This is a genomic window from Janibacter sp. Y6 (assembly GCF_040900765.1).
In the GTDB taxonomy this organism is placed as follows: domain Bacteria; phylum Actinomycetota; class Actinomycetes; order Actinomycetales; family Dermatophilaceae; genus Marihabitans; species Marihabitans melonis.
Genome location: NZ_JAKLYZ010000004.1, coordinates 93,931 through 118,010, shown reverse-complemented (window position 1 = coordinate 118,010; position 24,080 = coordinate 93,931). Strand labels below are relative to the sequence as shown.

At 71.4% G+C, this 24,080-nt stretch carries 19 protein-coding genes; 4 read left to right on the top strand and 15 right to left on the bottom strand.

Annotation, left to right across the window (positions count from 1 at the left end):
• Positions 1-49: 49 nt before the first annotated feature.
• Positions 50-868 (bottom strand): crotonase/enoyl-CoA hydratase family protein, encoded by an 819-nt coding sequence (locus L6241_RS10825; RefSeq protein ID WP_368246202.1) that lies wholly within the window; start codon positions 866-868, stop codon positions 50-52.
• Between the two features lie 209 nt (positions 869-1,077).
• On the opposite strand from L6241_RS10825, the gene L6241_RS10820 reads away from it, so the two are divergent.
• From L6241_RS10820 to rarD, 4 genes are all read left to right on the top strand, one after another.
• Positions 1,078-2,946 carry a 2-oxoacid:acceptor oxidoreductase subunit alpha gene (locus L6241_RS10820; RefSeq protein WP_368246200.1) on the top strand — a complete coding sequence of 623 codons (1,869 nt, stop codon included), beginning with the start codon at positions 1,078-1,080 and terminating at the stop codon, positions 2,944-2,946.
• A gap of 2 nt (positions 2,947-2,948) precedes the next feature.
• Positions 2,949-4,100, top strand: a complete 1,152-nt coding sequence (locus tag L6241_RS10815; RefSeq protein WP_368246199.1) for a 2-oxoacid:ferredoxin oxidoreductase subunit beta — start codon at positions 2,949-2,951, stop codon at positions 4,098-4,100.
• A gap of 162 nt (positions 4,101-4,262) precedes the next feature.
• Entirely contained in the window at positions 4,263-6,338 is a 2,076-nt protein-coding gene (locus tag L6241_RS10810) for a PhoX family phosphatase (protein ID WP_368246198.1), read from the top strand.
• Positions 6,339-6,415: 77 nt separating this feature from the next.
• Positions 6,416-7,345: an EamA family transporter RarD gene (rarD, locus tag L6241_RS10805; RefSeq protein WP_068276890.1), complete on the top strand. Its 930-nt coding sequence runs from the start codon at positions 6,416-6,418 to the stop codon at positions 7,343-7,345.
• Here rarD and L6241_RS10800 read toward each other — a convergent pair.
• Genes L6241_RS10800 through L6241_RS10735 form a run of 14 tightly spaced genes read right to left on the bottom strand, consistent with a single transcriptional unit; the run spans position 7,329 to position 24,072 of the window.
• Entirely contained in the window at positions 7,329-8,333 is a 1,005-nt protein-coding gene (locus L6241_RS10800; RefSeq protein ID WP_123092388.1) for a polyprenyl synthetase family protein, read from the bottom strand. The genes rarD and L6241_RS10800 overlap by 17 nt on opposite strands.
• Positions 8,334-8,338: 5 nt before the next feature.
• Positions 8,339-9,919 (bottom strand): NADH-quinone oxidoreductase subunit NuoN, encoded by a 1,581-nt coding sequence (gene nuoN, locus L6241_RS10795; protein WP_191564417.1) that lies wholly within the window; start codon positions 9,917-9,919, stop codon positions 8,339-8,341.
• Complete coding sequence (locus tag L6241_RS10790; RefSeq protein WP_368246197.1) at positions 9,919-11,550, bottom strand: NADH-quinone oxidoreductase subunit M; 1,632 nt, start codon at positions 11,548-11,550, stop codon at positions 9,919-9,921. The genes nuoN and L6241_RS10790 overlap by 1 nt, the downstream gene beginning before the upstream one ends.
• The gene (gene nuoL / locus L6241_RS10785) at positions 11,550-13,490 is read right to left on the bottom strand and encodes an NADH-quinone oxidoreductase subunit L (RefSeq protein ID WP_268884187.1); all 1,941 of its coding nucleotides are present in this window, start codon (positions 13,488-13,490) and stop codon (positions 11,550-11,552) included. The genes L6241_RS10790 and nuoL overlap by 1 nt, the downstream gene beginning before the upstream one ends.
• Before the next feature lie 10 nt (positions 13,491-13,500).
• The gene (gene nuoK, locus L6241_RS10780; protein ID WP_068276877.1) at positions 13,501-13,800 is read right to left on the bottom strand and encodes an NADH-quinone oxidoreductase subunit NuoK; all 300 of its coding nucleotides are present in this window, start codon (positions 13,798-13,800) and stop codon (positions 13,501-13,503) included.
• The gene (locus L6241_RS10775; protein WP_251718363.1) at positions 13,797-14,570 is read right to left on the bottom strand and encodes an NADH-quinone oxidoreductase subunit J; all 774 of its coding nucleotides are present in this window, start codon (positions 14,568-14,570) and stop codon (positions 13,797-13,799) included. Before L6241_RS10775 ends, nuoK begins: the two co-directional genes overlap by 4 nt.
• The gene (gene nuoI, locus L6241_RS10770) at positions 14,567-15,175 is read right to left on the bottom strand and encodes an NADH-quinone oxidoreductase subunit NuoI (protein ID WP_201467669.1); all 609 of its coding nucleotides are present in this window, start codon (positions 15,173-15,175) and stop codon (positions 14,567-14,569) included. Before nuoI ends, L6241_RS10775 begins: the two co-directional genes overlap by 4 nt.
• A complete protein-coding gene (gene nuoH / locus L6241_RS10765; protein ID WP_191681622.1) occupies positions 15,168-16,574 on the bottom strand; it encodes an NADH-quinone oxidoreductase subunit NuoH in 1,407 nt (468 codons plus the stop codon). The genes nuoI and nuoH overlap by 8 nt, the downstream gene beginning before the upstream one ends.
• Complete coding sequence (locus L6241_RS10760; protein ID WP_368246195.1) at positions 16,571-19,045, bottom strand: NADH-quinone oxidoreductase subunit G; 2,475 nt, start codon at positions 19,043-19,045, stop codon at positions 16,571-16,573. Before L6241_RS10760 ends, nuoH begins: the two co-directional genes overlap by 4 nt.
• Positions 19,042-20,367 carry an NADH-quinone oxidoreductase subunit NuoF gene (gene nuoF / locus L6241_RS10755; RefSeq protein WP_068276861.1) on the bottom strand — a complete coding sequence of 442 codons (1,326 nt, stop codon included), beginning with the start codon at positions 20,365-20,367 and terminating at the stop codon, positions 19,042-19,044. Before nuoF ends, L6241_RS10760 begins: the two co-directional genes overlap by 4 nt.
• A gap of 3 nt (positions 20,368-20,370) precedes the next feature.
• Positions 20,371-21,264, bottom strand: a complete 894-nt coding sequence (gene nuoE / locus L6241_RS10750; RefSeq protein WP_251718360.1) for an NADH-quinone oxidoreductase subunit NuoE — start codon at positions 21,262-21,264, stop codon at positions 20,371-20,373.
• Positions 21,264-22,604 carry an NADH-quinone oxidoreductase subunit D gene (locus L6241_RS10745; protein WP_068276855.1) on the bottom strand — a complete coding sequence of 447 codons (1,341 nt, stop codon included), beginning with the start codon at positions 22,602-22,604 and terminating at the stop codon, positions 21,264-21,266. Before L6241_RS10745 ends, nuoE begins: the two co-directional genes overlap by 1 nt.
• Complete coding sequence (locus tag L6241_RS10740) at positions 22,604-23,488, bottom strand: NADH-quinone oxidoreductase subunit C (protein WP_368246193.1); 885 nt, start codon at positions 23,486-23,488, stop codon at positions 22,604-22,606. Before L6241_RS10740 ends, L6241_RS10745 begins: the two co-directional genes overlap by 1 nt.
• Entirely contained in the window at positions 23,485-24,072 is a 588-nt protein-coding gene (locus L6241_RS10735) for an NADH-quinone oxidoreductase subunit B family protein (RefSeq protein WP_123092298.1), read from the bottom strand. Before L6241_RS10735 ends, L6241_RS10740 begins: the two co-directional genes overlap by 4 nt.
• Positions 24,073-24,080: the final 8 nt, after the last annotated feature.

Here is a 24,080-nt window from a genome sequence, read left to right as displayed (position 1 = left end):
CGTGACGCGGTGCGGTCGACGCGTGGTGCGACGCCGCCGACGCGCGCGGTCAGCGGCCCGTGTATGTCCCAGGACGTCGCTCGAGCAGGGCGTCGACCGCCTCGCGGTGGTCCTGCGTCGTGTGGGCGACCGCCTGCATCGCCGCCGCCGTCTCGAGCGACGCACGCAGCGAGACCTCGGGCGCGTCACGCAGCAGGGACTTCGCCATCCGCACGGCGGACGGAGGGTTCTTCGCAACCCGCCCGGCGAGCGCGCGGGCGACGTCGAGCAGCTCGTCGGGCTCGGCGACGGCGTTGACGAGCCCCCAGTCGAGCGCCTGCTGCGCGTCGACCCGGTCGCCGGTGAGCACCATCTCCGACGCCCGCGTCGGGCCGAGAAGACGGCTGAGCAGCCACGCACCCCCGTCGCCGGGGACGATCCCGAGCTGGACGAAGGACTCGGCGAAGAAGGCCGAGGTCGAGGCAACCCGCAGGTCGCACATGAGCGCGAGGTCGCAGCCGGCGCCGACGGCCGGGCCATTGACGGCGGCGACCACGGGCACGTCGAGCCGCGCCATCGCCGTCGGGATGCGCTGCACCCCGCGCCGGTAGCCCTCGCGGCTCCCGCTCACCGGGCCGCCGAAGGGGGGATCGCCGCGCCGCATCGCCTTGACGTCGCCACCGCTGCTGAAGGCCGAGCCGGCGCCGGTGAGGACGACGACACGCAGCGAGCCGTCCTGGGCGTCGTCGTTCGCCGCGTCGACCGCGACCTCGATCGCCTCGATCATGTCGGCGCCGGTCACGGGGTTGCGCTGATCGGGCCGGTCGAGGGTCCACAGCCGCACGTGGCCGTCGTCCTCGACCCGCAGCGGGGCGGTCGTCTCGCTCATCGTCGGGCTCCTTCGCTCGGGTGCGCCCATGATGCCCGCACCTCCCCCTTCGCCCTCTCCCACCCCGAAGGATGCATAACGCTGCGTTATGCATCTCATAAGGCAGACGATTCGGTGCAGAGGTGAGGTCAGACTTACCATCGAAGATGGCTCTCGGTCATCTCCGTCGGGGGCTCGACCCGGACACGTCAGGGGCAGCAGCGCCAACCATGAGCACCAAGACCGTCGAGACCAAGAGCCAGGTCATCATCCGCTTCGCCGGCGACTCCGGCGACGGGATGCAGCTGACGGGAGACCGCTTCACCGCGGACACCGCCCTGCTCGGCAACGACCTCTCGACCCTGCCGAACTTCCCCGCCGAGATCCGCGCGCCCCAGGGCACGCTCCCCGGCGTGAGCTCCTTCCAGCTCCACTTCGCCGACCACGCGGTGCTCACCCCCGGTGACGCGCCCGACGTGCTCGTCGCGATGAACCCGGCCGCGCTCAAAGCCAACCTGCGCGACGTGCCCCGCGGGGCGACGATCATCGTCGACACCGACGAGTTCTCCAAGCGCAACCTCAAGAAGGTCGGCTACGAGACCTCGCCGCTCGAGGACGACACCCTCGAGTCCTGGCACGTGCACGCCGTGCCGCTGACGAGCATCACCGTCGAGGCCCTCGCCGAGCACGACTCCCTCACCCGCAAGGAGAAGGAGCGGGCGAAGAACATGTTCGCCCTCGGCCTGCTGTCGTGGATGTACTCGCGGCCCACGAAGGGCACCGAGGACTTCCTCGCCCGCAAGTTCGGCGCGAAGCCCGACATCCTCGCGGCCAACCTCGCCGCCCTGAAGGCAGGCTGGAACTACGGCGAGACGACCGAGGACTTCGCCGTCTCCTACGAGGTCGCCCCGGCGACCGCCGCCCACGGCACATACCGCAACATCACCGGCAACGCCGCGCTCGCGCTGGGTCTCGTCGCGGCCTCGCACCGCGCCGGCCGCCCGCTCGTCCTCGGGTCCTACCCGATCACCCCGGCGAGCGACATCCTCCACGCGCTGTCGGGCTACAAGCGCCACGGCGTGACGACGATCCAGGCCGAGGACGAGATCGCCGGCATCGGCATCGCGCTCGGTGCCTCCTTCGGCGGGGCGATCGGCGTGACGACGACCTCCGGCCCGGGTGTCGCGCTCAAGGCCGAGACCATCGGCCTGGCCGTGAGCCTGGAGCTGCCGCTCGTCGTCATCGACGTCCAGCGCGGCGGCCCGAGCACCGGCCTGCCGACGAAGACCGAGCAGTCCGACCTCCTCCAGGCGCTCTACGGGCGCAACGGCGAGTCGCCCGTGCCCGTCATCGCGCCGCAGACCCCGGCCGACTGCTTCGACGCCGCCGTGGAGGCCGTGCGCATCGCGACGACCTACCGCACGCCCGTCATGCTCCTGTCCGACGGCTACCTCGCCAACGGCTCCGAGCCCTGGCGCATCCCCGACGTCGCCGACCTGCCCGACCTCACCGTCGAGCTGGCGACCGGCCCGAACGCCACCGACGAGTCGGGCGAGGAGATCTTCCTGCCCTACCTGCGCGACCCCGAGACCCTCGCCCGCCCCTGGGCCGTGCCCGGCACGCCCGGTCTCGAGCACCGCATCGGCGGCATCGAGAAGGCCGACGGCACGGGCAACATCAGCTACGACCCGGACAACCACGACTTCATGGTCCGCACCCGTGCGGCCAAGGTCGCCGGCGTCGCCGCGACGAGCCCGCAGCTCGAGGTCGACGACCCCAGCGGCGAGGCGAAGGTCCTCGTCCTCGGCTGGGGCTCGACCTACGGCCCGTGCGCCGCGGCGGTGCGCCAGGTCCGCGACGCGGGCACCCCCGTCGCCCACGCCCACCTGCGTCACCTCAACCCCTTCCCCGCCAACACCGGTGACGTGCTGCGCGCCTACGACCGCGTCGTCGTGCCCGAGATGAACCTCGGCCAGCTCGCGATGCTGCTGCGCGCGGAGTACCTCGTCGACGTCCGCTCCCACACCTCGGTGCGCGGGCTGCCCTTCACCACGACCGAGCTCGCAGAGGTCATCACCTCCGCGGCGAAGGAGGTCTGACCATGTCGATCGATCTCGGCATCCCCACGACGGCCCGCGGCACCGACGGCGTCCCCGCCCTCGGCGAGGACGACGCGCGCCAGACCAAGCGCGACTTCACCTCCGACCAGGAGGTGCGCTGGTGCCCCGGCTGCGGCGACTACGCGATCCTCGCGGCCGTCCAGGGCTTCCTGCCCGAGCTCGGCCTGCGTCGCGAGAACATCGTCTTCGTCTCGGGCATCGGCTGCTCGTCGCGCTTCCCGTACTACCTCGACACGTACGGCATGCACTCGATCCACGGCCGCGCGCCGGCGATCGCGACGGGTCTGGCGACGAGCCGCGAGGACCTGTCGGTGTGGGTCGTCACCGGTGACGGCGACGCGCTGTCCATCGGCGGCAACCACCTCATCCACGCGCTGCGCCGCAACGTCAACATGACGATCCTGCTCTTCAACAACAAGATCTACGGGCTGACGAAGGGCCAGTACTCCCCCACGTCGGACCCGGGCACGGTGACGAAGTCGAGCCCGATGGGCAGCCTCGACGCCCCCTTCAACCCCGTCTCGCTCGCGCTCGGCGCCGAGGCGACCTTCGTCGCGCGCACGATGGACAGCGACCGCAAGCACCTCACCTCGGTGCTCAAGGCCGCCGCGCAGCACCGTGGCACCTCGCTCGTCGAGATCTACCAGAACTGCCCGATCTTCAACGACGGCGCCTTCGAGCTCATCAAGGACCGCGACCAGCAGCAGGCGCGTCTGGTCCACCTCGTCGACGGCGAGCCCGTGACGGCCGGCGACGCCGAGGCCCGTCAGGTCCTCGTGCGCGGCGAGTCCGGCGGCGTCGAGTTCGTGCCGGAGGGCGAGATCAGCACGAAGGGGTGGGCCGACCGCGTCGTCGTCCACGACCCCGCCGCGCCGGACCCGAGCCAGGCCTTCGCCATCAGCCGCCTCGACTCGACGGCGATGACCCACGTGCCGATGGGCATCTTCCGCGCCGTCGAGCGCCCGACGTACGACGACCAGGTCCGAGCCCAGGTCTCCTCGGCCGTCGAGGTCGCCGGCGGCCCGGCGGACGACGCCGCGCTCACCGAGCTGCTCCACGGCCACGACACGTGGTCGGTCCTCGTCGACCCCTCCGTCACCGAGGCCGAGGACGGTGACCCGGAGGAGAGCTGAGGCTCCCCCTTCGGGACCACCCGACACCCCCAGGGCGACCCCTGCCGGCCCGACCGGCGGGGGTCGCCCGACGTTTGCCTCCTGCTCACCCGGCCGACACCCCGTGTGCGCGAGCCGTCCCTAGGTTGCGAGAGCACCCCCTCGTCGAGACCTAGGACAGCCATGAGCCCGCACGCCGGACCGCGCACCCAGCTCCCCCTCGCCGTCGCCCACCGCGACGGCAGCCGCTCCCCGATGACCTGCACGTGGAAGTGCGCCGACGCGTGCTCGCAGCCGGTCCCGAACACGAGCGAGAACGCCTACTTCGGCGACGTCGTCGCCTCCTCGCGCCGCTCCGTGCTGCGCGCCGGCGCGCTGAGCGCCACCGCCGCCACCCTCGTCGGCCTCGCCGGCGTCGCGGGGGCGCAGCCCGCCGCCGCGGCCCTCGGGCCCGGGACGAAGGGGCGTCCGCACCTCCCCCGCCCGACCTCCCCCTTCGGCTTCGAGGGCATCGACCCCGTCCCCGCCGGCACCGACGAGGTCGTCGTGCCCAAGGGCTTCCAGTGGGCGCCGATCATCGCGTGGGGCGACCCGATCCTCCCCGGCGCGCCGGCCTTCGACTTCGACCGCCAGACCTCGGCCGCCCAGGCCGGCCAGTTCGGCTACAACTGCGACTACGTGGGGGTCATCCCGACGAACCGCAACGGCAAGGAGGCCGTGCTCGTCGCGAACAACGAGTACACGAACAACGAGCTGATGTTCGCCGGGTACGCGGGTGCGTCCTCGCTCACCGACGACCAGGTGCGGATCACGATGATGGCCCACGGCATGTCCGTGGTCGAGATGCGACGCCGCGACAAGCACTCGCGCTGGACCTACCGCAAGGCCGCCCCGCTCAACCGACGGATCACCGCGGTCACCCCCTTCGACATCGTCGGCCCGGTCCGCGGCAGCGAGCTCGTGCGCACCTCCGCCGACCCCCGCGGCGTCCGGGCGCTCGGCACCTTCGGCAACTGCGCCGGCGGCACGACCCCGTGGGACACCGTCCTGTCGGGCGAGGAGAACTTCAACGGCTACTTCACCCAGCCCGCGAGCGCCGGCTCCGACCGCGCCGGTCAGGCCCTGAAGCGCTACGGCCTCGCCTCCGGCAGCACCGCCCAGCACGCGTGGGACCGGGTCGAGCCCCGCTTCGACCTCACCCGTGAGCCGCAGGAGGCCAACCGCTTCGGGTGGATCATCGAGGTCGACCCGCTCGACCCCACGTCGACGCCGAAGAAGCTCACCGCGCTCGGCCGGATGAAGCACGAGGGCGCCAACGTCATCATCAGCGACAGCGGCCACGTCGTCGCCTACATGGGTGACGACGAGCGCTACGACTACATGTACAAGTTCGTCAGCGCGAAGCGCTACCGCAAGGGCGACCGCCGGCACAACGCGACCCTCCTCCACGAGGGCGACCTCTACGTCGCGACCTTCGACGGCGAGGCCGACGGCACCCACGACGGCCAGGGCCGCTGGGTCCCGCTCACCCAGGGCGGTCGCTCCGCCGTCCCCGGCTTCACCCACGAGGAGGTCCTCGTCTACACGCGCCTCGCGGCCGATGCCGTCGGCGCGACGAAGATGGACCGCCCCGAGGACGTCGAGCCCAACCTCGTCACCGGCAAGATCTACGCCGCGCTGACGAACAACAGCCGCCGCACGGCCGCCGAGGTCGACGGCCCCAACCCCCGGCCGAGCAACAAGCACGGCCAGGTCCTCGAGATCACCGAGCGGCGCGGCGACCACACGGGCACCCGTTTCGCGTGGCGCCTCGTGCTCGTGTGCGGCGACCCGCAGGACCCGCAGACCTACTTCCTGGGCTACGACAAGAGCGAGGTCAGCCCGATCTCGTGCCCGGACAACCTCGCTTTCGACGGCGACGGCAACCTGTGGATCTCCACCGACGGCAACGCGCTCGGCCACTGCGACGGGATGTACCTCTACCCGCTCGAGGGCCGTGAGGCCGGTCATCTCCAGCAGCTGCTCTCGGTGCCCGCGTACTCCGAGTGCTGCGGCCCGCTGATCCAGTGGGACGACCGAGTGGTCTTCGCCGCCGTGCAGCACCCGGGCGAGGACACCGGCGCGAGCACGACGAACGTGCTCTCGACCTTCCCGTACCAGGGCAACACGCAGCCGCGCCCCGCGGTGATCATGGTGTGGCCGAAGAACCGCGGCAAGGGGCCGCAGAACGGCGAGGGCCACGGCCACCCCAAGCGCTGAGCCGGACCACCACGAAGGGGGACCGACCCGCACCAGGCGGGTCGGTCCCCCGTCGCGTGCGGTCGTATCCTCACGTCGTGACGCCACCCTCCCCCGACCAGCAGCGATCGCACCGACTCGGTCTGCTGGCCGCCTGGTCGGCCTACCTCATCTGGGGGCTCTTCCCGCTGTACTTCCACGCGCTCGAGCCCTCGGGCGCGTGGGAGATCCTCGCCCACCGCATCGTGTGGACCCTCGTCGTGTGCCTCGGCGTGCTGCTGGTGCGCGGCGAGCTCGTCGGGCTGGCGCGGCTGCTGCGCAGCCGCCCACGGCTGGCGCTCGCCGTCGCGCTCGCCGCCTACGTCATCGCCGTCAACTGGGGCGTGTACGTCTACGCGGTGACCCAGGGCCGCACCCACGAGGCGGCGCTGGGCTACTTCCTCAACCCCATCGTCACCATCGCGCTCGGCGTCCTCGTGCTGCGCGAGACGCTGCGGCCGCTCCAGTGGGTCGCCGTGGCCATCGGCGCCAGCGCGGGGATCTACCTCGCCGTCGTCGCCGGCACGGTGCCGTGGATCTCACTCGTCCTCGCGGCGTCCTTCGCCACTTACGGCCTCATCAAGAAGCGCCTCGGCGCCTCGCTGCCCGCCCTGCAGTCGTTGAGCGCCGAGACCGTGGCCCTCGCCCCGCTGGCCGCGGGCGTGCTGCTGTGGCTCGGGCTGACGGGGGTCTCGACCTTCACCCTCGACGCGCCGCTCCACCCGGCCCTGCTCGTCCTGTCCGGCGTCGTCACCGCCGTGCCGCTCGTCCTCTTCGCGGAGTCGGCCCGGCGGATCCCGCTCGTGACGATCGGGCTCATCCAGTTCATCACCCCCGTCGCCCAGCTCGTCATCGGGCTGGCGCTGCTCGGCGAGCACATGCCGAGCAGCCGGTGGGTCGGCTTCGGGATCGTCTGGGTCGCCCTCGTCGTCCTGTCGGTCGACTCGGTGCTCGCCGCGAGGCGCAGCCGGGTCAGCCGGCGCGGGTGACGACGCTCTCGGCGAGCGCGAGGAGCGCAGCCTTCGCGTCGCTGTCCGGCAGCGGGGCGAGCACCTCGCTCGCACCGCGACCGACCGCGAGGGTCTCCTCGCGGGCCAGGTCCATCGCGCGGTGGGCGCGCAGCAGCTCCAGGGCGCGGGCGAGGTCGGCGTCGTCGTCGAGGTCGGAGAGCAGGAGGCGCTGCAGCTCGGCGTCGGCCGGGTCGTCCGACGCGAGCGCGTGGAGCACCGGGAGGGTGCGCTTGCCCTCGCGCAGGTCGGTGCCCGGCGTCTTGCCGCTCTCGCCCGAGAGCGACGCGACGTCGATGAGGTCGTCGGCGAGCTGGAAGGCGACGCCGAGGCGCTCGCCGTACTCCGTGGCCATGGCGACGACCTCGGGGGTCGCCCCGCTGAACATCGCGCCGTAGCGCGCCGCCGTCGCGACGAGGACGCCCGTCTTGTCGGCGAGCACGCTGCGGTAGTACGCCTGCGGGTCCTCGCCCTCGGGGCAGGGCCGGTCGTCGCGGATCTGACCCGTGCACAGCCGGATGAAGGTCTGCGCCTGGATCTTCACGGCCTGCGGGCCGAGGTCGGCGATGATGTCCGACGCGCTGCCGAAGAGCAGGTCGCCGACGAGGATCGCCGTGGAGTTGTCGTACTTCGCGTTGGCGCTCGGCGCCCCGCGCCGCATGTCCGCCTCGTCCATGACGTCGTCGTGGTACAGGCTCGCGAGATGAGTCAGCTCGACCCCCGCCGCCGCGGCGACGACCTCGTCGGTGATGCCGTCGCCGAGCTCGGCGACGAGCATCGTGAGCATCGGGCGGAAGCGCTTGCCCCCCGCCTGCGCGAGGTGGAGGTTGGCCTCGCTGATGAAGTCGTCCTCGTGGCGCGTGCGCTCGAGGATGACCCGCTCGACCCGCTCGAGACCGTCGAGCAGCCGTGCGGTGAGGTCGTCGCTGGCCCCGGGGACCGCGATGATGCCAGGCGTCGAGCTCGTCACCGAGGTCACCGGACGAAGACGCTCGAGGACGCCGCGAGGTCGAGGAGCGGGCCGGGGAAGACGCCGAGCAGGACCGTGAGGACGACGCCGACGGCGATCGCGACGACGGAGAGCAGCGCCGGCTGGGCGAGCGTGACCTCGCCCGCGGGCTCGGTGAAGTACATGAGGACGATGATCCGCACGTAGACGAAGGCGGTGACCGCGCTGGCGAGCACGCCGATGACGACGAGCACGATGCCCGACAGGCCGCCGTGCTGGACCGCGGGCACGAAGGCCGCGACCTTCGCCGTGAAGCCCGACGTCAGCGGGATGCCCGCGAAGGCGAGCAGCATGAGCGTCATCGCCGCGGCGACGAAGGGGTGGCTGCGCCCGAGCCCCGCCCACTGGGAGAGGTGGGTGGCCTCCGCGCCGCGCTCGCGCACCATGGCCACGAGGGCGAAGGCGGCGATCGTCGAGGCGCCGTAGGCGACGAGGTAGAAGAGCACGCCGGAGATCGCGGTCTGGTCGAAGGCGAGGACGCCGACGAGGATGAAGCCCGCGTGCGCGACCGAGCTGTAGGCAAGGAGGCGCTTGATGTCGGTCTGGGTGACCGACAGCACGGCGCCGACGACCATCGTCAGGGCGGCGATCGCCACGACCCCGATGTGCCACTCCCAGCGGGTGGTCTCGAGACCGACGTAGACGAGCCGCAGCAGGGCGCCGAAGGCGGCGATCTTCGTGCACGCGGCCATGAAGCCCGTGACGGCGGTCGGGGCGCCCTGGTAGACGTCCGGCGTCCACGAGTGGAAGGGCACGGCGCCGACCTTGAAGAGGAGGCCGACGAGGAGGAAGACGACGCCCGGCAGGAGCAGGCCCTCCATCTCACCGGTCGAGGTGCTCGCGGCCTGCGCGATGGCGCTGAGGCGCACCGAGCCGGCGTAGCCGTAGAGCAGGCCCGCGCCGAAGAGGAAGAAGGCCGAGCTGAAGGCGCCGAGGAGGAAGTACTTCAGCGCCGCCTCCTGCGAGAGCAGCCGGCGGCGGCGGCCCAGCCCGGTGATGAGGTAGAGCGGCAGCGAGAGGACCTCGAGGGCGATGAACATCGACAGCAGGTCGTTCGCGGCGGTGAACATCATCATGCCGGCGAGGGAGAAGAGCGTCAGCGGGAAGACCTCGGTCGTCGCCCAGCCGGCGCGCGCCGCGGCGCTCTCCATCTGCGAGCCCGGGGTCGCCGAGCCCATCGGCGTGAAGGCGTCCGGGCCGTCGCCGCCGAAGCGCTCGGCCATGGCGAGCAGCCCGACGAGACCGAGGACGAGCAGCGCGCCCATGAGGTAGCGGCTCGGCCCGTCGATCGCGAGGGTGCCGTCGACGGTGGCCCCGGTGACGTCGTCGCCCGAGGGCACGACGAGCGCGACGAGCGCGCCGAGGAGGGCGACGACGGAGATGCCCAGCTGGAGCGGGTAGCGCAGCCGACGGGGCGCGAAGGCCTCGACGAGCACCCCGAGGATGGCGCCGGCGAAGACGACGACCATCGGCGCGACCGCGGCGTACGCGATGTCGGCCATCTCGAAGTCGCCTGCCATCGGCAGGCTGGTGAGCACGGCGGGCATCAGTGGTCACTCCCGTGGGTCGAGGCGGTGTCCGCCGGGGCGTCGTGTGCCGGGTCGCTGACCCCGACGACCTGCAGCGTGCGCTGCACCGCCGGGTCGAGGACGTCGAGCACGGGCTTGGGGAAGAAGCCGATGACGAGGAGGGCGGCGAGCAGCGGTGCGACGACGACCTTCTCGCGCAGCCCGAGGTCGCGCACCGGGCCGATCTGGGCCGGGGTCACCCCTTCGTCGAGGTCGGCACGCACGTACGGCAGGTCCTGACCGCCGGTGTCCGGGCCCTCGAGACGCGTGACCGCGCCCTCGACGACGACCGGCGCGGGGCCGGTCATGACGCGCTTGTACATGAGCAGCACGTACAGCGCGGACAGGACGAGGCCGAGCGAGGCGACGACACCGGCTGCCGGGTAACGCTGGAAGGTGCCGGTGATGACGAGGAACTCCGAGACGAAGGTCGACAGGCCGGGCAGCGACAGCGCGGACAGACCGGCGACGAGGAAGACGCCGGCCAGGGCCGGGGTCACCCGCTGCCAGCCGCCGTAGGCGTCGATGCGACGGCTGCCCCGGCGGGCGATGAGCATGCCCGCGACGAGGAAGAGCGCCGCCGTCGAGAAGCCGTGGTTGATCATGTAGAGGTTCGACCCGGCGTGCGCCGTCGAGGTGAAGGCGAAGATGCCCAGGACGATGAAGCCGAAGTGGCTCACCGACGTGAAGGCGATGAGGCGCATCATGTCGGACTGGCCGATCGCGAGGATCGCGCCGTAGACGATCGAGACGAGCGCGAGCACGACGACGACCGGCGTCGCCCACTGGCTGGCCTCCGGGAAGAGCTGGAGGCAGAAGCGGATCATCCCGTAGGTGCCGACCTTGTCGAGCACGCCGACGAGCAGGGTCGCGACCGCGGGCCGCGACTCGGCCGCGGCGTCGGGCAGCCACGTGTGCAGCGGCCACATCGGCGCCTTGATCGCGAAGGCGATGAAGAAGCCGAGGAAGAGCCAGCGCTCGGTGTCCTGCGCGATGTCGAGACCGGTGAGGCGCTCGATCATGAAGCCGTCCGTGCCACCGGGGCCGACGACGTACAGGCCGATGACCGCGACGAGCATGATGAGCCCGCCGGCCAGCGAATACAGGAGGAACTTCACGGCCGCGTACTGGCGGCGCTCCCCGCCGTACATCCCGATGAGGAAGTACACCGGGATGAGCATCGCCTCGAAGAAGACGTAGAAGAGGAAGACGTCCGTGGCGGCGAAGACGCCGACCATGAAGGGCACGAGCGAGAGCAGCAGCGCGAAGTACGTGCTCTCCGAGCGCCCGCCGGGCACGTCGTCCCAGGCGGCCACCATGCACACGGGCGCGAGCACGAGGGCCATGAGGACGAGGGCCAGCGAGATGCCGTCGACCCCGAGGGCCCACGAGACGCCGAGCTGGGGGATCCACGAGTACTGCTCGGTGAGCTGGAACTGCTCCGAGGACCCGATGACGAACTGCGAGGCCGCCGCGATGCCCACGGCGAGCGTGAGCAGCGAGGTGCCGAGCGCGAAGCGCTTGGCGAGGGCGGCCGGCAGGGCAGCCGTGACCGCGGCCCCGACGAGGGGCAGCGCCACGAGCAGCGACAGCCAGGGGAGGTCGGTCATCAGTTCATCACCCACAGTGCACCGAGGAGGACGACGACGCCCGTGAGCATCGTCAGGGCATAGCTGCGCGCGTAGCCGGACTGCACGCGACGCAGGCGAGACGAGGAGCCGCCGACGGCGGCGGCCAGCCCGCTGAAGACCCCGTCGACACCGGCCTTGTCGGTGAAGGCGAGGCTGCGGGTCAGGTGGATCCCGGGCCACTGCAGGAAGTTCGCGTTGAGCTGGTCCTGGTAGAGGTCGTCGCGGGCGGCGCGCGTGGCGACGGAGCCCCGCGGTGCGACCTGCGGCACCTCCTCGCGCACGTAGCGCAGGTAGGCCAGCGCAGCCCCGGCGAGGACGAGGACGATCGTCGCGGCCATGAGGACGGGGATCGGCAGGACCGGCTCCTCGTGCTCGTGGTGGCCGAAGACCGGCTCGAGGAAGGTCGGGAAGTCGAAGAGGACCATCGCGCCACCCAGGGCGGCGGAGCCGACGGCGAGGACCATCATCGGGATCGTCATCACCGCGGGCGACTCGTGCGGGTGCACGTCGTCGGTCCACCGGCGCTTGCCGTGGAAGGTCATGAAGAACAGGCGCGACATGTAGAAGGCCGTGACGCCGGCGCCGAGGAGCGCGACGAGCCCGAAGACCCACGGGCGCCAGCCCTCGCCCACGAAAGCGGCCTCGATGATCTTGTCCTTGCTCCAGAAGCCGGAGAAGGGCGGCAGACCGAGGATCGCCAGCCAGCCGAGGGCGAAGGTGACCCAGGTGATCTTCATGGCGCGCGACAGCCCGCCGAAGCGGCGCATGTCGACCTGGTCGCCCATGCCGTGCATGACCGAGCCGGCGCCGAGGAACATCCCGGCCTTGAAGAAGCCGTGGGTGATGAGGTGGAAGATCGCGAAGGCGTAGCCGACCGGGCCCAGACCCGCGGCGAGCATCATGTAGCCGATCTGGCTCATCGTCGAGGCCGCGAGGGCCTTCTTGATGTCGTCCTTCGCGCAGCCGACGACCGCGCCGTAGACGAGCGTGATCGCACCGACGATCGCGACGACGAGCTGCGCGTCCGGCGCCGCGTCGAAGATCGTGTGGCTGCGCACGACGAGGTAGACACCGGCGGTGACCATCGTCGCGGCGTGGATGAGCGCCGAGACCGGCGTCGGGCCGGCCATCGCGTCGCCGAGCCAGCTCTGCAGCGGGAACTGCGCGGACTTGCCGCAGGCGCCGAGGAGCAGCAGCAGGCCGATCGCGGTCAGCGCGCCGGTCGAGGCGCCCCCGACCGCGGAGTCGACGCTGGCGAAGTCGACCGCGCCGAAGGTGGCGAACATCAGCGCGATGGCCAGGGCCATGCCGAGGTCGCCGACGCGGTTGGCGACGAAGGCCTTGTTCGCGGCGGTCGCGTAGGCGGCGCGGTGGTTCCAGAAGCCGATGAGCAGCCAGGACGCCAGACCCACGCCCTCCCAGCCGACGAAGAGCAGCAGGTAGCTGTCCGCGAGGACGAGCAGCAGCATCGAGGCGACGAAGAGGTTGAGGTAGGCGAAGAAGCGCCGGCGGTCGGGGTCGTGCTCCATGTACCCGAGCGAGTACACGTGGATGAGCGACCCGACGAAGGTGATGAGCAGGACGAAGCTGATCGACAGCGGGTCGACGAGCATGCCGGCCGAGAGCTGGAAGGCCCCGGCGGGGATCCACTCGTAGAGGTCGAGGTGAGAGGCCCGCTCCCCCGCGTCGACGCCGAGCATCGCGACGAGCAGCGCGGCACCGAGGAGGAAGGACGCCCAGGACAGGGCGGTGGCCAGGTAGGGGCCGACGGCGTCCGTCGCGCGTCCGCCGAGCAGCAGCAGGGCTGCGCCGGCGAGCGGCATCGCGACGAGCAGCCAGCCCCAGGCCGTCAGACCGGTCGCTGCGTGGGCAGCGGCCGACCCTTCGGTCGTGAGGGAGACCAGGATCTGGTTGGGCACCAAGGGCTCCTTACAGCTTCAGCAGGTTGGCGTCGTCGACCGAGGCCGACCGGCGGGCACGGAAGATCGCCATGATGATCGCCAGGCCGACGACGACCTCGCAGGCGGCGACGACCATGACGAAGAGGGCGATGGCCTGCCCCTCGACCGTCCCGTGCATGCGCGCGAAGGTGACGAAGACGAGGTTGGCGGCGTTGAGCATGAGCTCGACGCCCATGAAGACGATGATCGCGTTGCGGCGCAGCAGCACCGTGGCCCCGCCGATGGCGAAGAGGACCGACGCGAGGTAGATGTAGGCCATGTAGGTCATCGGCGGCCGCCCTCCTCGATCTCGTCCTCGGTGCGCGCCTCGAGCTCGGTGTACCGGGTGGGCACGGTGACCTGGTCGCGGGCCGCGAGGACCTTGTTGATGGACAGCTCGGAGATGCTGCCGTCGGGCAGCAGCGCCGGGGTGTCGACGGCGTTGTGCCGGGCGTAGACGCCGGGCACGGGCAGACCGGCGAGGTGCTTGCCCTCCTTGAAGCGACGCTCGCTCCACGCGCGCTGCGTCGGCTTGGGGGCGAGACGCTCGCGGTAGGCGAGGACCATCGCGCCGAGCGCGGCGGTGATGAGCAGCGCGGAGGTGGTCTCGAAGACCCACACGTACCGGCCGAAGATGTAGTTCGCCATGGCGTTGACGTTGCCCGGGTCGGCGTTGACCTCGGCCAGGCTCGGCGTCGCGGTGTAGCTGACGCGGCTCACGGCGGAGACGAGCAGGCCGACGATGCCGAGGGTGAGCACGACGGTCGCCAGGCGGTGGCCCTTGAGCGTCTCGACGACGCTGTCGGAGTGGTCGACGCCGACGAGCATGACGACGAAGAGGAAGAGCATCATCACCGCGCCCGTGTACACGAAGATGTGCACGACGCCGAGGAGCGGCGCCTCGAGGGTGACGAGGTAGAGCATGCCGAGGCAGATCATCGTCACGACCATGCCGAGAGCGGCGTGGACGGCCTTGCGGGCGAAGAGCAGCCCGCACGCGGCGACGGTGGCGATGACGGCGAGGACCCAGAAGGTCACCCCTTCGCCCGTGGACATCATGACTGGCCCTCCTGCGCCGTCGCGGCGGCGTGGTGCTCCTGCGCCCACCGGGTCTGCTCCGGCGTCGCCGCCGTGACCTTGCCCTGGTAGTAGTCGCGCTCCTCGAGGCCCTCGACCATGGGGTGCGGTGCGGGCACCATCCCTTGCTGGATCGGCGCGAGCAGCTGCTCCTTGGTGAAGATGAGGTCGGCGCGGTTGTTGTCCGCGAGCTCGTACTCGTTGGTCATCGTCAGCGCGCGCGTCGGGCAGGCCTCGATGCACAGCCCGCAGAAGATGCAGCGCAGGTAGTTGATCTGGTAGATCCGCCCGTAGCGCTCGCCGGGGCTGAAGCGCAGGCCCGACGCGTCGTCGTTGCTCGCGCCCTCGACCATGATCGCGTCGGCCGGGCAGGCCCACGCGCACAGCTCGCAGCCGATGCACTTCTCGAGACCGTCGGGGTGACGGTTGAGCTGGTGACGGCCGTGGAAGCGCGGCTGGGTGGGCCACTTGACCTCGGGGTACTCCTGGGTGGCGACCTTGCGGAACATCGTCGCGAAGGTCACGCCGAAGCCGGCGACCGGTGCGAAGAGGTCCGAGAAGAACCCGCCCTTGCTCTCGTCAGCCACGGTGCTGCTCCTTCTCGGTGCTCGTGGTGGTGTCGGTGCTCGCGGGGGCGTCGGCCAGGGCCGTCGCGCCGCGACGGTCGGGCTCGACGAGCCGCTGGCCGGGCAGCGGCGGCACGGGGTAGCCGCCGGCGAAGGGGTCGACCTCGTCGGGGACGTGCGCCGCCTCCTGCTCCGCGGCCGTGCGCTTCTCGACGCGGGTCTCCCACAGCCAGGTCCCGCCGAGGACGAGGACGGCGATGAAGCCGACGACGACGAGCGAGGCGATGGAGATCTCGCGGCCGAGCAGGCTCACGGTCCCGTCGCCGAAGTAGCCCAGCTCGGGGCTCGCGGCACGCATGAAGGCGACCGCGATGACCCAGACGAGCGCGACGGGGATGAGGAACTTCCAGCCGAAGCGCATGAACTGGTCGTACCGGGTGCGGGGCAGCGAGCCGCGCAGCCAGACGAAGAAGAACATGAAGACCCACAGCTTGGCGGTGAACCACAGCACGCCCCACCAGCCCTGGTCGAGCATGCCGTCGCCGATCGCCGCGATGCCGGGAGGGGCCGCGGGGCCGCCGAGGAAGAGCGTCGTCGCCAGCGCGGAGACGGTGAACATGTTGATGTACTCGCCGAGGAAGAACATCGCGAAGCGCATGCCCGAGTACTCGGTGAAGTAGCCGCCGACGATCTCGCCCTCGCCCTCGGCGAGGTCGACCGGCAGACGGTTGGTCTCGCCGACCATCGTGATGACGTAGATGACGAAGGAGACGCACGCCGGGATGATGAACCACAGGTCGCGCTGCGCGTAGACGATCTGGCTCGTGCTCATCGACCCCGCGTAGAGGAAGACGGCGACGAGCGAGAGGCCCATGGCGATCTCGTAGGAGATGATCTGCGCCGTCGCGCGCAGCCCGCCGAGGAGCGGGTAGGTCGAGCCGGAGGACCAGCCCGCGAGGACGATGCCGTACGCGGCGACGCCGGCGACGGCGAGGACGAGCAGGCTCGCGACCGGCAGGTCGGTCAGCTGCAGCGGGGTGCGGTGGCCGAAGAGGCTCACGTCGCCGCCCATGGGCATGATCGCGAAGGAGACGAAGGCCATCGTCGCGAAGATGATCGGCGCGATCGTGAAGATCAGGGCGTCGGCGGCCTTGGGCCGCACGTCCTCCTTGAGCATCGACTTCATGCCGTCGGCCAACGTCTGCAGCAGGCCGAAGGGGCCGTTGCGGTTCGGGCCGGGACGCTGCTGCATCCGGCCGATGACGCGGCGCTCGAACCAGATGACGAGCAGCACCGAGAGCAGCAGGTAGACGAAGAGGAAGAGCGCCTTGACGAGCGAGAGCCACACCGGGGTGTCGCTGAAGTCGGCCCGCGGCACCGAGGGGTTGACCTCGGTGACGAGGTAGGCGAGGTCGATCATGCGGCACCACCTGGGGTCACAGTGACGACGGCGCCCGAGCGGGCAGCCAGGGATCGGAGGTCGCAGCCCTCGGAGCGGGTCGGCAGCCACACGACGTGGTCGACCATCTCCGTGACGTGGACCGGTGCGGTGGCCCGCACGCCGTCACCGGTGACGGTGACGAGATCGCCCGGCACGACGCCGAGGGACTGCGCGCTCACCGGCGACATGAGGGCTCGCGGCGTCGGCGCGGTGCCGGCGAGGAAGGGCTCCCCGTCCTGCAGCGAGCCGCGGTCGAGCAGGTGGTGCCAGGTCGCGAGGACGAACTGGCCCGGTCCCGGCTGCGGGACGGAGACCGGCACGGCCGGCGCGGACGCCGAGGTCGGGGCCGTCGTGCGGGCCGGCAGCGTCGCGAGCTCGCGGCGCACCTCGCCCACGGTGCGGGTGCCGAGGAAGACGCCCATCTCGTCGGCGAGCATCGACAGCACGCGGTGGTCGCCCATCGCGGTCGTGTCCAGCGCGGCGGCGAAGGAGCGCTCGCGGCCCTCCCAGTCCAGGAAGGTCCCCTCGCTCTCGGCGTGGGGCGCGATCGGCAGGACGACGTCGGCGTGCTCGGTCACCGTGCTCGGACGCATCTCGAGCGAGACGACGAAGGCGCGCTCCAGCGCGGCCCGGCCGTCGGCGTGACCGATGTCGTCGACGTCGACGCCCGCGACGAGCAGCGCGTCGAGACGGCCGATCGCGGCGGCCTCGAGCATGCCGGCGGTGTCGCGGCCGGAGGTGTCGGGCAGCTCGCGCTCGGTCTGCCAGGCGGCGGCGACCTCGGCGCGGTCGGCAGCGGAGGTGGCGGCGCGGCCACCGGGCAGCAGGCCAGGGAGGGCGCCGGCCTCGAGCGCACCGCGCTCACCGGCGCGACGCGGCACCCAGGCCAGACGGGCTCCGGAGGCCTCGGCCAGCTCGGCCGCGGCGGAGAGGGCACCGGGCACGGTGGCCAGGCGCTCGCCGACGAGGACGACCGTCCCCGGCTCGCGCAGCGCCGTGCGGGCCGCGGCGAAGGCGTCCCCGCCCATCTGCTCGGTCGTGCCCTCGCCCGCGAGGGCGCGCAGCACCTCGGTCTCGGTGCCCGGGGCGCTCGGGATGAGCGTGCCGCCGAGCTTGTCGAGACCGCGGGTGGCCAGGGGGGCGACGGAGTAGACCGACGTCTTGGCCTTGCGGTACCCGCGGCGCAGCCGCAGGAAGACGATGGGGCTCTCCTCCTCGGGCTCGAGCCCGACGAGGACGACCGAGGAGGCCGAGCCGAGGTCGTCGTAGGTGACCCCGCCGGTCTGCGGCGTGGAGCCGATGACGTGCGCGGCGAGGAAGTCGGCCTCCTCGGCCGAGTGCGGCCGGGCGCGGAAGTCGACGTCGTTCGTGCCGAGGACGACCCGGGCGAACTTCGCGTACGAGTAGGCGTCCTCGGTGCTCACACGACCACCGACGAGGACGCCGGCGCCGCGGGCGGCACGCAGGCCGTCGGCCGCGGCCGCGAGGGCCTCGCGCCACGACGCGACCCGCAGCTCGCCGTCCTCGCGGATCATCGGCAGCTCGATGCGGTCGCCGGTCGTGGCGTAGGTGAAGGCCCAGCGACCCTTGTCGCAGTTCCACTCCTCGTTGACGGCCGGGTCCGCGGCGGCCATCCGGCGCAGCACGGTGCCGCGGCGGTGGTCGGTGCGCAGCGAGCAGCCGCTGGCGCAGTGCTCGCAGGTCGTCGGGGTGGAGACGAGGTCGAAGGGGCGCGAGCGGAAGCGGTAGGCCGCCCCGGTGAGCGCGCCGACCGGGCAGATCTGCACGGTGTTGCCCGAGAAGTAGCTCTCGAAGGGCTGCTCCTCGTAGATGCCGACCTGCTGCAGCGCGCCGCGCTCGACGAGGGCGATGAAGGGGTCACCGGCGACCTGGTCGGAGAAGCGGGTGCACCGGGCGCACAGGACGCAGCGCTCGCGGTCGAGCAGCACCTGGCTGGAGATGTTGATCGGCTTGGGGTAGGTGCGCTTGACGTCCTCGAAGCGAGACGTCGCCCGGCCGTGGCTCATCGCCTGGTTCTGCAGGGGGCACTCGCCGCCCTTGTCGCACACCGGGCAGTCGAGCGGGTGGTTGACGAGGAGCAGCTCCATGACGCCCTGCTGCGCCTTGTCGGCGACGGGCGAGGTGAGCTGGGTCTTGACCTCCATGCCCGGCGCGACGGTCATCGTGCACGACGCCTGCGGCTTGGGCATCGGCTTGACGTTGCCCTCGCGGTCGGGCATCGCGACCTCGACGAGGCACTGCCGGCAGGCCCCGACCGGGTCCAGGCCCGGGTGGTCGCAGAAGCGCGGGATCTCGATGCCGACCTGCTCGGCGGCACGGATGATGAGGGTGTCCTTGGGGACAGAGACCTCGACCCCGTCGATGGTGAGCTCGACGGTCTCGACCGCCGGCTTCGCGGCGGCCGAGCTCTTGTCGCTCGTGACGGTCATGCGGTCACCTTCGCAGTGTCGTTCTGGGAGAAGAGCACGGACGCGGCCGGGGGGAAGAGCTCGGCGGCCGGCGTGTGGCAGCCGGCCTCGAACTCCTCGCGGAAGTACTGGACCGCCGAGGTCACCGGGCTCGTCGCGCCGTCCCCGAGCGCGCAGAAGCTACGGCCGAGGATGTTGTCGCAGATGTCGACGAGCTTGTCGATGTCCTCCGGGGTGCCCTGGCCGTGCTCGATGCGCTCGAGGATCTGGGCGAGCCACCACGTGCCCTCACGGCACGGGGTGCACTTGCCGCAGGACTCGTGCCGGTAGAAGTCGATCCAGCGCGAGACCGCGCGCACGACGGAGACCGTCTCGTCGAAGATCTGCAGCGCGCGCGTGCCGAGCATCGAGCCGGCCGCGGCGACGGACTCGAAGTCCAGCGGCACGTCGAGGTGCTCGTCGGTGAAGATCGGCGTCGAGGACCCGCCCGGGGTCCAGAACTTCAGCTTCTTGCTCGGGTCCCTCATGCCGCCGGCCATGTCGATGAGCTCGCGCAGGGTGATGCCCAGCGGGGCCTCGTACTGGCCGGGGTTCTTCACGTGGCCGGAGAGGCTGAAGATGCCGAAGCCCTGCGACTTCTCGGTGCCCATGTCGGAGAACCACTCGGCGCCGTGGAGCAGGATCGGCGGCACGGAGGCGATGGACTCGACGTTGTTGACGACCGTCGGGCGGGCGTAGAGGCCCGCGACGGCCGGGAAGGGGGGCTTGAGGCGCGGCTGCCCGCGACGGCCCTCGAGGCTGTCGAGCAGCGCGGTCTCCTCGCCGCAGATGTACGCGCCGGCGCCGGCGTGCACGGTGACGTCGAGGTCGAAGCCCGAGCCGAGGATGTCCTTGCCGAGGTAGCCCGCGGCGTACGCCTCCTCGACCGCGCGCAGCAGTCGGCGGTAGACGTGGACGACCTCGCCGCGCAGGTAGATGAAGGCGTGGTTGCAGCCGATGGCGAAGGAGGTGATGGCCACCCCTTCGATGAGGAACTGCGGCGCCGCCATCATGAGCGGGATGTCCTTGCACGTGCCCGGCTCGGACTCGTCGGCGTTGACGACGAGGTAGCGGGGGCCGCCGTCCGGCGGGGGCAGGAAGCCCCACTTCATGCCCGTGGGGAAGCCGGCGCCGCCACGGCCGCGCAGACCGGAGTCCTTCGTCATCTGCACGAGGTCGGCCGGGTCCATGGTGAGCGCGGTGCGCAGGGCCTGGTAGCCCTCGTTGCGCTCGTAGGTCTCCAGCGTCCAGGACTGCGGGTCGTCCCAGAACTTCGTGAGGATCGGGGTCAGCTGAGTGCTCATCGTCTACTCCCCCTCGGCCTTGTTGTCGTCGTCGGCGATCTTCGTCGCCTCCGCCGAGCGAGCGTCCTCGCCGCCCGGCTTCTCGTCGGGCTCGTTGGCCGGCGCGTTGACCGAGCCGTAGGCGCCCTGCGCCATGCCGCCCGGCGCGTCCGCGCTGGCGGAGGTGCTCGTGGCGTCGGACCCGCCGGGGGCGGTCCAGCCCTCGCGCCGGGCGATCTCGACACCGCGAAGGGAGGCCGGCCCGGCCCCGACGCCCTCGTCGGCGAGACCGTCGGAGAAGCCGGCGAGGACGCGGGAGACCTGCTTGAAGGTGCACACGCGCGAGGGCCCACGGCTCGGGGCGACGCTCTCGCCGGCGCGCAGGGCGTCGACGAGCTCGACGGTCGAGGCGGGGGTCTGGTTGTCGAAGAACTCCCAGTTCGCCATGACGACGGGCGCGTAGTCGCACGCCGCGTTGCACTCGACGCGCTCGAGGGTGATCTTGCCGTCGGCGGTCGTCTCGTCGTGGCCGATGCCGAGGTGCTCGGAGACCTCGTCCCAGATCTGGTCGCCGCCCATGATCGCGCACAGGGTGTTCGTGCAGACGCCGACGGTGTACTCGCCGTTGGGGTGGCGCTTGTACTGGGTGTAGAAGGTCGCGACGCCGGAGACCTCGGCCGTGGTGAGCTCGAGGGTCTCGGCGCAGAACTCGATGCCACGACCGGTGATGTAGCCGTCGACGGACTGGACGAGGTGGAGCAGCGGCAGCAGCGCGGAGCGCTTCTGCGGGTAGCGCGCGACGACGAGCTCGGCCTCGGCGGCCAGCTGCTCGAGCACCTCGGCCGGGTAGGGCTCCTTGCTCTCGCTCGGGACGTGGAGGTGCCCCGAGGCGGTCTGCTCTGCGAAGTTGCCGGACATCAGCGGTCCACGCCTCCCATGACGGGGTCGAGCGAGGCGACGGCGACGATGACGTCGGCGAGGTTGCCGCCCTCGCACATCGCCGCGGTGGCCTGCAGGTTGTTGAAGCTCGGGTCGCGGAAGTGCGCCCGGTAGGGGCGGGTGCCGCCGTCGGAGACGAGGTGGCAGCCGAGCTCGCCCTTCGGCGACTCGACGGCGACGTACGCCTGGCCCGGCGGGACCCGGAAGCCCTCGGTGACGAGCTTGAAGTGGTGGATGAGCGCCTCCATCGAGGTGCCCATGATCGTGCGGATGTGCTCGAGGCTGTTGCCCATGCCGTCGCCGCCGACCGCGAGCTGCGAGGGCCACGCGATCTTCTTGTCCTCGACCATGACCGGGCCGGGGTTGGCCTGGAGCTCGTCGGTGACCTGCTCGATGATCCGCAGGCTCTGGTGGATCTCGTCGAGACGGATGCACAGCCGGTCGTAGGAGTCGGCGCCGGTGCGGGTGATGACGTCGAAGTCGTACTTCTCGTACCCGCAGTAGGGGCTGAGCTTGCGCAGGTCGTGCGGCAGGCCCGCCGAGCGCAGCACGGGACCGGTGATGCCGAGCGCCATGCAGCCGGTGAGGCTGAGGTAGCCGACCCCCTTCGTGCGGCCCTTGAGGATCGGGGCCTCGAGGAGGAGCTTCTCCAGCTCGTGGATGCCCTGGCGGATGAGCGGCACGTTCTCGCGGATCTTGTCGATCGCGCCGTGCGGCAGGTCCTGGGCGACGCCGCCGGGACGGATGTAGGCGTTGTTCATCCGCAGACCGGTGATGTTCTCGATGATCGACAGGATCCGCTCGCGCTCGCGGAAGCCGATCGTCATGACCGTCGTCGCGCCCATCTCCATGCCGCCGGTGCCCATGGCGATGAGGTGGGAGGAGATGCGGGTGAGCTCCATCATGAGCACCCGGATCGCGCTCGCGCGCTCGGGGATCTGCTCCTCGATGCCGAGGAGGCGCTCGATGGCCAGGCAGTAGGCCGCCTCCTGGAACATCGGGGTGAGGTAGTCCATGCGGGTGCAGAAGGTCACGCCCTGGGTCCAGGTGCGGAACTCCATGTTCTTCTCGATGCCCGTGTGGAGGTAGCCGATGCCCGCGCGGGTCTCGGTCACCGTCTCGCCGTCGAGCTCGAGGATGAGCCGGAGCACGCCGTGGGTCGACGGGTGCTGCGGGCCCATGTTGACGACGATCCGCTCCTCGGGGTGCATCCCGAGCTCGCCGATCTGCTCGTCCCAGTCTCCGCCGGAGACGTCGACGACGTAGCCCTGCGTCGCCTCGTCGGCGGCGCCGGTCGCGTGGAAGGTTTGAGCGCTCATCAGCTGTACGACCTCCGCTGGTCCGGCGGCGGCACGGTGCCGCCCTTGTACTCGACGGGCACGCCGCCGAGCGGGTAGTCCTTGCGCTGGGGGTGACCGGGCCAGTCGTCCGGCATGAGGATCCGGGTGAGGTCCGGTCGGCCCTCGAAGACGATGCCGAACATGTCCCACGTCTCGCGCTCGTGCCAGTCGGCGGCGGGGTAGACGTGGACGATGCTCGGGATCCGCGGGTCGGCGTCGGGCACGGCCACCTCGACGCGCACCCGGCGACCGCCGTGGGTGATGGAGAGCAGGTGGTAGACGGCGTGGAGCTCCTCGCCGACCTGCTGGGGGTGGTGCACGCCGGAGACCGACACGCACATCTCGAAGCGCAGCCGGGGGTCGTCGCGCAGCGCCTGCATGACCGACGGCAGCTCGGCCGGTGCGACGTGCAGGGTCAGCTCGCCGCGGTCGACGACGACGCTGCGCACCGGCGTGCCGCCGGTCGCGTCCTGCAGGTGGTCGACGACCTCGTCGAAGTAGCTGCCGTAGGGCCGCTCGGCGGCGCCCGGGAAGAGGATCGGGGAGCGCAGGCCGCCGTAGCCGGAGGTGTCTCCCCCCTTCGCCGCGCCGAACATGCCGGTGCGCTCGCCGACGACGACCGCGCCGGCGGGGTCGCCCGCGGTCGAGCGGGTCGAGGCGTCGCCGGGGCCCTGGCCCGAGCTCTGCTGCGGGGTGGCCGACGGCGCGTCGGCGACGACGTTGGTCCGTTCGACGGGGCGCTGCTCGCCCTGCAGCCCGCTCACGGGCGGCAGGTCGGGGTTGCCGGTGCCGGTCAGGCCCGCGCCCTCGGGGCGCACGGGGTCGCCCGTCGTGCCCGGGGTGTCCTTGTCCTGCTCGCTCATGCGAGGAGATTCCTTCCGACGAGGCCCTCGTGGTCGTGCGTGGGCGCGAGCAGCTCGGTCGGGGTCGCGCCGAGCGCGGCCTGCTCGGCCGCGCGGGCGGCGGCGACGCGGTTGACGCCGAGCTTGCTGCCCTGGATCTGGCCGTGCAGCTCGATGATCGCGTTGAGCAGCATCTCCGGGCGCGGCGGGCAGCCGGGCAGGTAGATGTCGACGGGGATGATGTGGTCGACGCCCTGGACGATGGCGTAGTTGTTGAACATCCCGCCCGAGCTCGCGCAGACGCCCATCGAGATGACCCACTTCGGGTTGGCCATCTGGTCGTAGACCTGGCGCACGACGGGGGCCATCTTCTGGCTCACCCGGCCGGCGACGATCATGAGGTCGGCCTGGCGCGGGGTCGCGGCGAAGCGCTCCATGCCGAAGCGGGCGAGGTCGTAGTGCGGGGTGCCGACGGCCATCATCTCGATGGCGCAGCAGGCCAGGCCGAAGGTCGCCGGCCAGATCGAGGCCTTGCGCATGTAGCCGGCGACGTTCTCGAGCGTCGTCAGGGCGATCCCTGCCGGCAGCTTCTCCTCAAGTCCCATCAGTGTGC

Excerpts from the sequence above, each read along its gene's own strand:
- nuoN (WP_191564417.1), bottom strand. The coding sequence starts at position 9,919 with ATGCCCGCCGTGCTCACCAGCCTGCCGATGGCAGGCGACTTCGAGATG.
- L6241_RS10760 (WP_368246195.1), bottom strand. The coding sequence starts at position 19,045 with ATGACCGTCACGAGCGACAAGAGCTCGGCCGCCGCGAAGCCGGCGGTC.
- L6241_RS10740 (WP_368246193.1), bottom strand. The coding sequence starts at position 23,488 with ATGAGCGAGCAGGACAAGGACACCCCGGGCACGACGGGCGACCCCGTG.
- nuoF (WP_068276861.1), bottom strand. The coding sequence starts at position 20,367 with ATGAGCACTCAGCTGACCCCGATCCTCACGAAGTTCTGGGACGACCCG.
- L6241_RS10820 (WP_368246200.1), top strand. The coding sequence starts at position 1,078 with ATGAGCACCAAGACCGTCGAGACCAAGAGCCAGGTCATCATCCGCTTC.
- L6241_RS10815 (WP_368246199.1), top strand. The coding sequence starts at position 2,949 with ATGTCGATCGATCTCGGCATCCCCACGACGGCCCGCGGCACCGACGGC.
- L6241_RS10810 (WP_368246198.1), top strand. The coding sequence starts at position 4,263 with ATGAGCCCGCACGCCGGACCGCGCACCCAGCTCCCCCTCGCCGTCGCC.
- nuoK (WP_068276877.1), bottom strand. The coding sequence starts at position 13,800 with ATGACCTACATGGCCTACATCTACCTCGCGTCGGTCCTCTTCGCCATC.
- L6241_RS10825 (WP_368246202.1), bottom strand. The coding sequence starts at position 868 with ATGAGCGAGACGACCGCCCCGCTGCGGGTCGAGGACGACGGCCACGTG.
- L6241_RS10775 (WP_251718363.1), bottom strand. The coding sequence starts at position 14,570 with ATGATGTCCACGGGCGAAGGGGTGACCTTCTGGGTCCTCGCCGTCATC.
- L6241_RS10735 (WP_123092298.1), bottom strand. The coding sequence starts at position 24,072 with ATGGGACTTGAGGAGAAGCTGCCGGCAGGGATCGCCCTGACGACGCTC.
- L6241_RS10745 (WP_068276855.1), bottom strand. The coding sequence starts at position 22,604 with ATGAGCGCTCAAACCTTCCACGCGACCGGCGCCGCCGACGAGGCGACG.
- nuoE (WP_251718360.1), bottom strand. The coding sequence starts at position 21,264 with ATGTCCGGCAACTTCGCAGAGCAGACCGCCTCGGGGCACCTCCACGTC.
- L6241_RS10790 (WP_368246197.1), bottom strand. The coding sequence starts at position 11,550 with ATGACCGACCTCCCCTGGCTGTCGCTGCTCGTGGCGCTGCCCCTCGTC.
- nuoH (WP_191681622.1), bottom strand. The coding sequence starts at position 16,574 with ATGATCGACCTCGCCTACCTCGTCACCGAGGTCAACCCCTCGGTGCCG.